The sequence below is a fragment of the Ruegeria sp. BHSA163 genome (assembly GCF_059613365.1).
Window position 1 is genome coordinate 1 of record NZ_JBXWSJ010000093.1, and the last position, 9540, is coordinate 9540.

Consider the following 9540-nt stretch of genomic DNA (forward strand, 5'->3'; position numbering starts at 1 on the left):
CGACCTTCTCGACGTTCACCGTGAGCAGTATCTTCAACCCGATCTGCTGAGAGCTGCGTCGCAGCTCCGGAAAAAATGGAAGCCAGACCTTCTGGTGGTTGAGGCCGCCGGTGTCGGGCGCGGCCTCTGTGATCATCTGAAGCGTGATAACCGGCAAGGCCTTCGTGCACACAATCCTGGGCCAGCAAAGCTCGAGCGGATCGCCATTCAGTCACCAAAAATCGAACGCGGTGAGTTGCGCTTGCCGGTGGCCACGCATTATCGCGAGTTATTCCTGAAAGAGGTTTTGGAGTTCCCACACGGTAAATACGACGATCAGGTCGATGCCCTCTCTCAAGCGCTACTATTCGTCAGTAGGCCGCGACAGGGAACCAAACATTGCTCCCGCTTCAAAGGAATGACCGGAAGGGTAATAAGCGGGTGATCGGACCAAACTCTGTATGCATGGGACAAGCTACGAGTTCGGTAAAATCCCCGCCGTGCAGGTCTGAATGCGGTCAAGCTCTGCTATTGTTCAGCGGCAGTTTTGTCCGCATGTGAGACATCCGAAACCGGTGCAACGAATGACCGGTTCAAAACTGCCCAATTTGGCGGCGTTAAATGACCGCTTTCGGTGAGAGCGGTCGTTCCTGGTCGAAAGTCCGAGTTTTCTGGGTTGAACGTCCGCTCAAAGCCGCTAACCGGTCATCTTAGTAAATCAGTCAGGTGACTGCGTTGAGCCCGAAGCGGACAGATTTGGATTTCCATGATATGCTGTCCCCGAGCGACTTTCCGGGCCAACTGGCTAGTGAGACACATGTCGCTGAGGGGGAAATCCGATGCCAGAGATAACGCAATACACTGGAGGGATTACTGAATTAACTGCAGTTCAAATAAGCGAGTTTGGGGCGAGACTGGAGGGTGAACTCTTGTTGCCTGAAGACCTTGGCTACGATCGTGCCCGAACAGTCTGGAATGCTGCGATTGACAGGCGTCCCGCTATGATCGCGCGATGCGCCAATGAGGCAGATGTTGTCGAAGCTGTACGATTTGCCCGCCAAAACGAGATTCTGATCTCGGTAAGATGTGGGGGCCACAATATCGCAGGTAAGGCGGTTGTCGAAAACGGCCTGATGATCGATCTCACACCTATTTGCGAAGTACAGGTAGACCCGATGAACAAGATCGCCATCGTCGGTGGTGGGGCAGCGCTCGGGGCTCTTGACCGTGCAACCCAAAAACACGGTCTCGCGACAACTGCGGGTGTTGTGACGCATACGGGCGTCGGAGGGTTGACCCTTGGCGGTGGCGTTGGTCGGCTTGCCAGAAAGTTCGGTCTTGCTTGTGACAATCTGATCTCCGTCGATGTGGTGACCGCCGGGGGAGAGCGGATAACGGCCAGCATCGAGGACCACCCCGATTTGTTTTGGGCATTGCGCGGCGGCGGGGGAAATTTCGGCATCGCAACATCATTCAAGTTCCGCCTGCATGACATAGGCAATGAAGTAATCTTCGCGGCGGCTACGCATCGCCTCGCCAGCGCCAAGGAAGCCCTGAAGGCCTTTATGGAGTTTGCCACTTCTGCACCAAGAGAGGTCACGTCGCAGGCGTCTTTCGCGAAGATGGATGACGGAACCGCCGTTGCGAACCTGGGGGCCGTCCACATTGCTCCACTCGACACTGCCGAGGCTACATTGGCACCTCTGCTGAACTTTGGGTCACCGATCGCGACACGACTAGAAACCAGGCCCTATGTGGACGTCCAGTCGGATGCCGACGAACGGTTTCCCTATGGTCAGAGATATTATTGGAAAACTCATCTGATCAACAAATTACCGAAAGATGGAATTAATGCTCTAATCAGAAGCTATGAAGCCGTTCCCGGTAACAGATCGATGATTATCTTGCAGCAGTTTGGCGGTGCGGTCCGGGATGTCGGGCCTTCGGACACCGCTTTTGCCAATAGGGACGCCGAATTCGACTTTATTCCTGCTGCGATCTGGCACGAAGGTGAAGACCCTGCATCTTCGATCGCATGGGTGCGCGACACCTGGGAGATCATGAATCCATACTCCTGCGGCGTTTACATGAACGGTCTGGGCGACGGTGATGATGAACGCCTCAGCGACGCCGTGGGCGCGAACGAGGCCAGACTCCGCAAAGTCAAAGCCCGCTATGACCCAACCAATTTCTTCCGCTTGAACACCAACATCCTTCCAGCAGACTAGGATTCAACTTCCAAACCAAGCCGAAGTTGTTAATGTCTGCTCAGTCCGCGATACGGACGTTCGTAGATAACGTATGGAACTACGGCATTGAGCCCAAAATACTAGATGCTGCACGTTGCACGAATAGCCGCGAAGCACTGATTACCGACATTGGCATTTGTAAGAACAACCCTTCGCGGACATTGAAAGAACGGTACCGCCGCTGCGGCGCGGTCTGTCAGACCCGACTGTCGCCGCAACTCAAACATCTGGGGATCGCGCAAACCAACAGTTTGCGAACTTGGCAAACCCTAGCGCCACATCAAAGATCTCTGATCTGTGGATCAATCCCAGGGAACTAATGACTATTAATATGGTCTTTCCAAGACCAGATCAAAATGAGCCGAAGATGCGTTTTCGAATTTCGTCATTTGCGCAGCGCTTCTTTCAAGGACGTTGACCCTTCATCATACTCGCGCAAATCAAGCTGAGAATAGATGTCGAGAAGGTGGCCCTTCATAAGTTCTTCTGCGGCGGAGCCATCATGGTTGCGCAATGCATCAACAAGCGTGTGATGTGCGTTACTTTCGCAGAGGGCATTGCGCCGCTTCCAGTACAGGGCAATGACAAGCGAAGAACGGGACACCAGTTGTTTCAAAAACTGCTCGATCGTCTGTTGATCCGCAATACGGGCAATTTCCAGATGAAAATCCCCCGATAGCTTCAAAGACAGACCGGGCTGGTCCTGATCAAGTGCTTCGTGCTCTTCTTTGATGTGTCGCTCAAGCAGGGCAATATCATCTGGCGTCGTGCGTTCGGCGGCGGACCGTGCTGTGCTGGGTTCCAAGAGTGCGCGGGCCTGAAAAACCTCATGGGCTTCTTTCAATGTCGGTTTTGAGACGAAGGCCCCACGGTTCTTTTCAATTGTCAGCAGGCCTTCAAACGCCATGGCCCGCAAGGCCTGCCGCACAACGGTCCGACTGACACCAAAGACTTCGCTGACTTCATCTTCCCGCAGTTTAGCCCCGGGTTTGAGCCGATGTTCGTGCACTGCATTGGCGAGCTGCTCGGTAATCTCTTCTGCAGATAAATTCTTCAATTTGGTCTTACTTGGCATAGTGATTCCTGTTCCCTCAAATTTGCGAACCGTGGTGATCCCAGGCAACAGATCGCACAACTCCTCCCTGCATTGTATACAACTAGCGCCTGCTTTTTATACAAATTTGCCTCGGCGTGCATCATTTCGAGCAGCTTTTCGATTCTCCATGGCAAGTTCTGTGGATTCAACTTGGCGGTCCCAAGAGATGTGAGCGAGCGTCGTTGCAACGCTTCGGGGGCAAAATGAGCCAAAACATCGATCTCGAACTGATCAGCCTGACCAAGCGCTATGGCGCCACGGTTGCGGTTGACGCGATCAGTTACCATTTCAACGCAGGGACTTACGCTTGCCTTTTGGGGCCGTCCGGGTGTGGGAAATCTTCCACCCTGCGTATGATTGCCGGGCACGAAACAGTGTCGGACGGCTCGATCACCCTTGGTGCGCGCAACATCTCGGCCCTGCCGCCCGCCAAGCGGGGTACCGCGATGATGTTTCAGAACTATGCGTTGTTTCCACATTTGAGTGTTCTCGACAATGTGGCTTTCAGCCTGAGGATGAAGGGCGTCGAAAAAAGCACGCGCCATGCCCAGGCAAGGGAACTGCTCGAGCTCGTTGATATGACGGCAATGGCTGACCGCCTGCCGGCCCGGTTGTCTGGCGGCCAGCAACAACGCGCAGCCTTGGCGCGGGCGTTGATCACGAAACCGGATGTCTTGTTGCTGGATGAACCGCTGTCAGCGCTTGATCCTTTCCTTCGCATTCGCATGCGGGCCGAGCTGAAAAAGCTGCAACGTGAATTAGGCATTACCTTTGTCCACGTCACCCATGGTCAGGACGAGGCTTTGGCACTAGCGGATGAAATTGTCGTGATGAACGACGCGAAGATCGAGCAAGCAGGCAAGACGCGTTCTGTTTTCGACGCCCCCACGACGGCTTTCGTGGCTCGGTTTCTGGGGTCGCATAACGTGGTGGCGATGCCCGAAGGGATAGTCGCCGTACGTTCGGATGCTTTGAAAATTACTGGCAGCGAGGTCGCAAAACTGCCGGGCACGATCACGAACATCGAATATCAAGGTACGCATGTCGCTCTGACCGCCGCCGTTCCCGGCGAGCAAGAGGTGACGGCGCTGCTGTCAGACAAGGATTTCTTCGGCAACCCGAAGGAGTTGGGCGAGGCCATCGGCCTCGACTGGGAAGCCGAGGCGGCACACGCCCTGGCTGGATAAAGAAACGTTCGACAGAGAGGACGAACCATGACGACAATTTCCAAAGTACGCTATTCGCGTCGCTCGCTTCTGAAGTCGGGTGGCGCGGCGGTGGCGGCCGCCGCGCTTCCGGCTCCAATGGTCTGGGGGCAAGAGACGAAAAACATCACCTTGCGCCAGTTTGGCACCGGGGTGTCGAACCTGAATGACGTCGCGCTGAAAGTCAAAGAGGATTTGGGGTTTACGTTGGAAATGACAGCGCTGGACACCGACAGTGTGACACAGCGCGCGGCCACCCAGCCTAACAGCTTTGACATCGCTGACATCGAATATTTCATCTGCAAAAAAGTCTGGGCCGCTGGCAACCTGCAGGCGATGGATACGTCAAAGATCGACAACTACAACAACATCGCGGGCACCTTCCGCAGCGGTCTTTTGACTCCTGAGAGTACAATCGCCCAAGGGACCGCGCCGCATACCGTTGGGTTCACCACTGGCTTCGATGGCACGAAATTCGTTCAGGAGGAATCCGGTTGGATGACCCTGATCCCGACGATCTACAACGCTGACACGCTGGGCATTCGCCCTGACTTGATCGGCCGCCCGATCAACAACTGGTCCGAGCTTTTGAATCCTGAATTCAAAGGCAAAGCGTCAATCCTCGATATCTCTTCCATCGGGATCATGGATATGGCTTTGGTCGTGGAATCCATGGGCGAATATACCTACCCAGACAAAGGCAACATGACCCGCGAAGAGATCGACCTGACGCTTGGCATCTTCACCGAAGCCAAGAAAAATGGCCAGTTCCGCGCCTTCTGGAAATCCTTCGATGAATCTGTGAACCTGATGGCTTCGGGTGAGGTGGTCATCCAGTCGATGTGGTCGCCTGCGATCACGGCGGTCCGTTCGCAAGGCATCCAATGCGTCTACCAGCCGCTGGAAGAGGGCTATCGTTCCTGGGGAGGCGGGCTTGGCCTGTCATCATCCTTGTCGGGAATGGAGCTGGATGCGGCCTATGAATACATCAACTGGTATCTCTCCGGTTGGGTTGGTGGCTATCTGATGCGTCAGGGCTACTACTCTGCCGTTCCAAGCACCTCCAAAGAATTCATGTCAGAAGACGAATGGGGCTACTGGTACGAGGGCAAGGAGTCTCAGGGTGACATCGTTTCTCCAACAGGTGCGAAACTTGCCGGTCCAGGTGAAGTCCGCGATGGCGGTTCCTTCCTGGATCGCATGGGTTCAGTTGTCTGCTGGAACTCCGTTATGGACGAGAACCAGTACATGGTTCGCAAATGGAACGAGTTCATCGCAGCCTAAGCGATGCCTGCCGGAGGGCTTCTGTCCTCCGGCACACAACATTTTCCATAAGACGGTAGGGGCCGCTTTGCGCAATAACTCGGTCACAGGTTGGTTCTTGGCAGCACCGCTTTCTCTGGTGCTGTTGGTTTTCCTGGTCGTCCCGATTGTGATGATCGTGGTGGTCAGCTTTTGGGGGGCAACGGAATGGTCGATCTATCCGGCTTTTCTGTTCGACAATTACGCATTTCTGCTGACCTCTGATGTGACATACCGGGTCTTCTTTAATACGTTCAAATACGCCGTGATTACCTGGGTTTTCACGTTGCTGATTGGGTTTACCGTCGCCTATTATCTGGCCTTCCACATCCGAAGCCTGACCTGGCAGATCGCGTTGTTCCTGCTATGCACGATCCCGTTCCTGACCTCGAACATCATCCGCATGATTTCCTGGATCCCATTTCTAGGGCGCAACGGGATTGCCAATTCAACACTAATTTCGATGGGCTTCATTGATGAGCCGCTCGAATGGCTGCTGTTCAGCGATTTCAGCGTGATCCTCGCTTTTGTGCACCTTTACACGCTGTTCATGGTCGTCCCGATCTTCAACACGATGATGCGGATCGACAAATCTCTGATCGAGGCGGCGGCGGATGCAGGGGCCACAGGCTGGCAAACGCTTTGGCACGTCATCATTCCATTGACAAAACCCGGCATCATGATTGGCACCATTTTCGTGGTGGCGCTCGTCATGGGCGACTTCATCACGGTGCGGTTCATGTCTGGCAGCCAATCCGCCAACATGGGGCGGCTGATCCAGAACGACATTGCGCTGCTGCAATATCCGTCCGCCTCCGCGACCGCCGTCATCCTGCTTGTCACAGTCCTCATCTTGATCGGAACGCTTCTGCGGTTCGTCGATATCCGCAAGGAGCTTTGATCATGGAGTCGCGCCCCAAGTCGTTCTATGTACTCAGTTCCTTATTCGTGCTGTTCCTGATCTTCCTCTATGGCCCGACGGTGACTATCGGCATCCTGTCTTTCCAAGGCCCTGGTGGCGGCCTGACCTTCCCGATGCGGGGTGTCTCTTTGCACTGGTTCCGAGACCTGTTCGAGCAGCAAGCCGTCGGCGACATCTGGGGGTCCTTCAGTCGCTCTTTGGTGCTGGGCCTTATGGTGATGGTCACCACCGTTGTGGTGTCGGTCATGGGTGGGCTGGCGTTTCGCAAGCGCTTCGCGGGGTCCACGGTCTTGTTCTATCTGATCATCACATCGCTGGTGATCCCATCGATCCTGATCTCTTTGGGCGTCGGTCTGATCTGGTCGCAATCCGGCATGCCTGTGCATTGGTCCAGTTCGGGCTTTGGCGCGCAACTCACATGGACCCTCCCGTTCGGTCTGCTCATTATGTTCGCTGTCTTCAACCGCTTTGACCGGTCCTTTGAAGAGGCCGCCCGCGATCTGGGCGCGAGACCCTGGCAGGTTATCCGCCATGTGGTTTTGCCCATCATCGCACCTTCGTTGATTGGCGTCGCACTCTTTGGTTTTACGCTCAGCTACGACGAATTTGCCCGGACGTTGCTGACCTCTGGCAGCTACAACACACTGCCGCTCGAGATTTTCGGCATGACAACAAATGTGACGACCCCGGTGCTGTTCGCCTTGGGCACTTTGACGACCGTATTCTCGCTGCTGGTGATCGGGGTTTTCCTGCTTTTGGTTTGGATCATGAACCGCCGCCGCGTACGGCAAGGCTCCGATGCCGGCAAAGGGATGGTCTGATGGCGGTCGTTATCATCAACCCCAACAGCACAGCCTCAATGACAGCCGCCATGCTGGCCCAAGCGCGGCGAGCGGCACCCAAACTGGCGTTCGAGGGTTGGACCTCCCATGACGGGCCCGCATCTATTCAAGGTGCGGCCGATGGGGAGACTGCGCGTGCCCCATTGCTGAAGCTCGTCGAGCAGGCGTCCTCAAAGGGTGCTGACGGGATCATCATCGGGTGCTTTGACGACACGGCCCTCGAAGAAGCAGCAGAGTTGGCGGACTGCCCGGTCATTGGCATTGGACAGGCATCATATCACTATGCCGCCCTTAGAAACTGGCGCTTCAGCGTGGTTACAACGCTCTCGGTCTCAAAATCAATCATTCAGTCAAATATTGAGAGGCAAGGGTTTGGATATCTTTTGTCGAAGGTTCGTGCCTCCGAAATCCCTGTTTTGCAGCTCGACTCGGATACCAACCGTTCTGGCACAGTGATTGCAGAAGAAGCGCAAGCCGCTGAACAAGAAGACGGTGTATCCGCCATCATCCTTGGCTGCGCTGGAATGGTCGAAATTGCCGACTTCGTCAGAAGAAAGCTCTCAACTGCTATTATCGATCCTGTCGAATGCGCGGCGCGGTGCATGCTCTGGGTGCACCACCGTAGCTGACAACCCGAGTACAAGAATCGAGCGATCTGAGGAGGTCCGCTTTCGCAATGCTTAACCTCCATGCGGCACCTGCTGCGAAGGTTCAATACTGCCCTTGGTCTTGTCAGAAGAACTTGGCTTGAACGGGGCAGGGGGTATGCGTAGCGTTTGGGAATGACCAAACCTGCCTCCTTCAAATACTTCAAAACCAGCCCTGAGATCATCCGTCTTGCGGTGATGCTGTATATTCGGTTTCCACTCTCGCTTCGGAATGTCGAAGATCTGCTGCATGAGCGAGGCATCGACGTGAGCCACGAAACTGTCCGATATTGGTGGAACCGGTTTGGCCCGATGTTTGCTGCTGAGATAAGGCGAAAGCGAGTGCAACAACTGCGAGCGTTCTCGAAATGGAAGTGGCACGTGGACGAGGTTTTCGTGAAGATAAATGGCAAACGTCACTACCTTTGGCGGGCTGTGGATCAGGAAGGTGAGGTGCTGGAAGCCGTTGTAACGAAGCGCCGAAACAAAGCTGCAGCACTTAAATTCCTCAGGAAATTGATGAAGCGGCACGGTCGCGCCGAAGAGATCGTCACCGACCGTTTCGCATCCTACAAAGCAGCGCTCAGAGAAATGGGTGCACTGGAAAAACAACAGACGGGCAGGTGGCTCAACAATCGAGTTGAGAATTCGCATCTGCCGTTCCGACGAAGAGAACGCGCCATGCAACGGTTCAGGCGAATGCGAAGTTTGCAGAAATTCGCCTCCGTCCACTCCTCCGTCTACAACCATTTCAACCAGGAAAGATCGCTCGCCAGCCGAGACACCTTCAAGCAAACGCGCACCGCCGCTCTTGCCGAGTGGCGCGAACTTGGCATGGAATAAAGGACAGCGTCACTGGCCTAACAGAGACGAGTTCGAATTCGTCTGACAGCACCGGTATTTTCTCGTATTCCCCGATGGGTCTCTGCACGGCAAAAACCGGGGGTCGGTTTTGCCCCGGAATTTCCCTGCCAGCAGGGAATTTACAGGGAATTTTCTCCTGTTGGCGCTCTTTGAGCTGTCTCTGACGCAGATATTTCTCACTGGATCAATGGGTTAGTGTGCAATTCCCTGGGGTACCGAGCAGGGAATTTGCAGGGAAATCTGCACGAGGGGTTCAGGCGTGATCAGGAAAACCCGTAAAGCCGGTCCTGAAGGGTCCAATCCAGCGGAACAGGTCGGCCCAGAGGTCTTGTCAGAAGAACTTTGCTTGAGCAGGGCAGGGCGGTTGCGTAGCGTTTGGGAATGACCAAGCCTGCCAATTTCAAATACTTCAAAACCAGCCCTGAGATTATCCG

The 9540-nt window shown here is 54.9% G+C and carries 8 protein-coding genes and 1 pseudogene; 8 read left to right on the forward strand and 1 reads right to left on the reverse strand.

Features of this window, described 5'->3' with window-relative positions:
- Positions 1-424 (forward strand): annotated as a pseudogene (locus AC2FNV_RS22595) (hypothetical protein); the annotation flags it as partial.
- A 394-nt stretch (positions 425-818) separates the two neighbouring features.
- Positions 819-2207: an FAD-binding oxidoreductase gene (locus AC2FNV_RS22600; RefSeq protein ID WP_496774584.1), complete on the forward strand. Its 1389-nt coding sequence runs from the start codon at positions 819-821 to the stop codon at positions 2205-2207.
- A 406-nt stretch (positions 2208-2613) separates the two neighbouring features.
- On the opposite strand, the gene AC2FNV_RS22605 is transcribed toward AC2FNV_RS22600, so the two are convergent.
- On the reverse strand, positions 2614-3303 hold the full coding sequence (locus tag AC2FNV_RS22605) for a GntR family transcriptional regulator (protein WP_496774586.1): 690 nt from the start codon (positions 3301-3303) through the stop codon (positions 2614-2616).
- Positions 3304-3527: 224 nt separating this feature from the next.
- Here AC2FNV_RS22605 and AC2FNV_RS22610 point away from each other — a divergent pair, with 224 nt between their 5' ends.
- The 6 genes from AC2FNV_RS22610 (at position 3528) to AC2FNV_RS22635 (ending at position 9085) form a co-directional block, all read left to right on the forward strand.
- On the forward strand, positions 3528-4511 hold the full coding sequence (locus AC2FNV_RS22610) for an ABC transporter ATP-binding protein (RefSeq protein ID WP_496774588.1): 984 nt from the start codon (positions 3528-3530) through the stop codon (positions 4509-4511).
- A 36-nt stretch (positions 4512-4547) separates the two neighbouring features.
- Positions 4548-5813, forward strand: coding sequence for an ABC transporter substrate-binding protein (locus tag AC2FNV_RS22615; protein WP_496774596.1), 1266 nt, complete (start codon positions 4548-4550; stop codon positions 5811-5813).
- Between the two features lie 97 nt (positions 5814-5910).
- The gene (locus AC2FNV_RS22620) at positions 5911-6732 is read left to right on the forward strand and encodes an ABC transporter permease (RefSeq protein WP_496774590.1); all 822 of its coding nucleotides are present in this window, start codon (positions 5911-5913) and stop codon (positions 6730-6732) included.
- A gap of 2 nt (positions 6733-6734) precedes the next feature.
- Positions 6735-7574 carry an ABC transporter permease gene (locus AC2FNV_RS22625; protein ID WP_496774591.1) on the forward strand — a complete coding sequence of 280 codons (840 nt, stop codon included), beginning with the start codon at positions 6735-6737 and terminating at the stop codon, positions 7572-7574.
- On the forward strand, positions 7574-8224 hold the full coding sequence (locus AC2FNV_RS22630; RefSeq protein ID WP_496774593.1) for an aspartate/glutamate racemase family protein: 651 nt from the start codon (positions 7574-7576) through the stop codon (positions 8222-8224). The genes AC2FNV_RS22625 and AC2FNV_RS22630 overlap by 1 nt, the downstream gene beginning before the upstream one ends.
- A gap of 153 nt (positions 8225-8377) precedes the next feature.
- On the forward strand, positions 8378-9085 hold the full coding sequence (locus AC2FNV_RS22635; protein ID WP_496774594.1) for an IS6 family transposase: 708 nt from the start codon (positions 8378-8380) through the stop codon (positions 9083-9085).
- Positions 9086-9540: the final 455 nt, after the last annotated feature.

Bases quoted from the DNA above. Each gene is read 5' to 3' on its own strand.
- AC2FNV_RS22610 (WP_496774588.1), top strand. From the start codon at position 3,528: ATGAGCCAAAACATCGATCTCGAACTGATCAGCCTGACCAAGCGCTAT.
- AC2FNV_RS22600 (WP_496774584.1), top strand. From the start codon at position 819: ATGCCAGAGATAACGCAATACACTGGAGGGATTACTGAATTAACTGCA.
- AC2FNV_RS22625 (WP_496774591.1), top strand. From the start codon at position 6,735: ATGGAGTCGCGCCCCAAGTCGTTCTATGTACTCAGTTCCTTATTCGTG.
- AC2FNV_RS22630 (WP_496774593.1), top strand. From the start codon at position 7,574: ATGGCGGTCGTTATCATCAACCCCAACAGCACAGCCTCAATGACAGCC.
- AC2FNV_RS22635 (WP_496774594.1), top strand. From the start codon at position 8,378: ATGACCAAACCTGCCTCCTTCAAATACTTCAAAACCAGCCCTGAGATC.
- AC2FNV_RS22605 (WP_496774586.1), bottom strand. From the start codon at position 3,303: ATGCCAAGTAAGACCAAATTGAAGAATTTATCTGCAGAAGAGATTACC.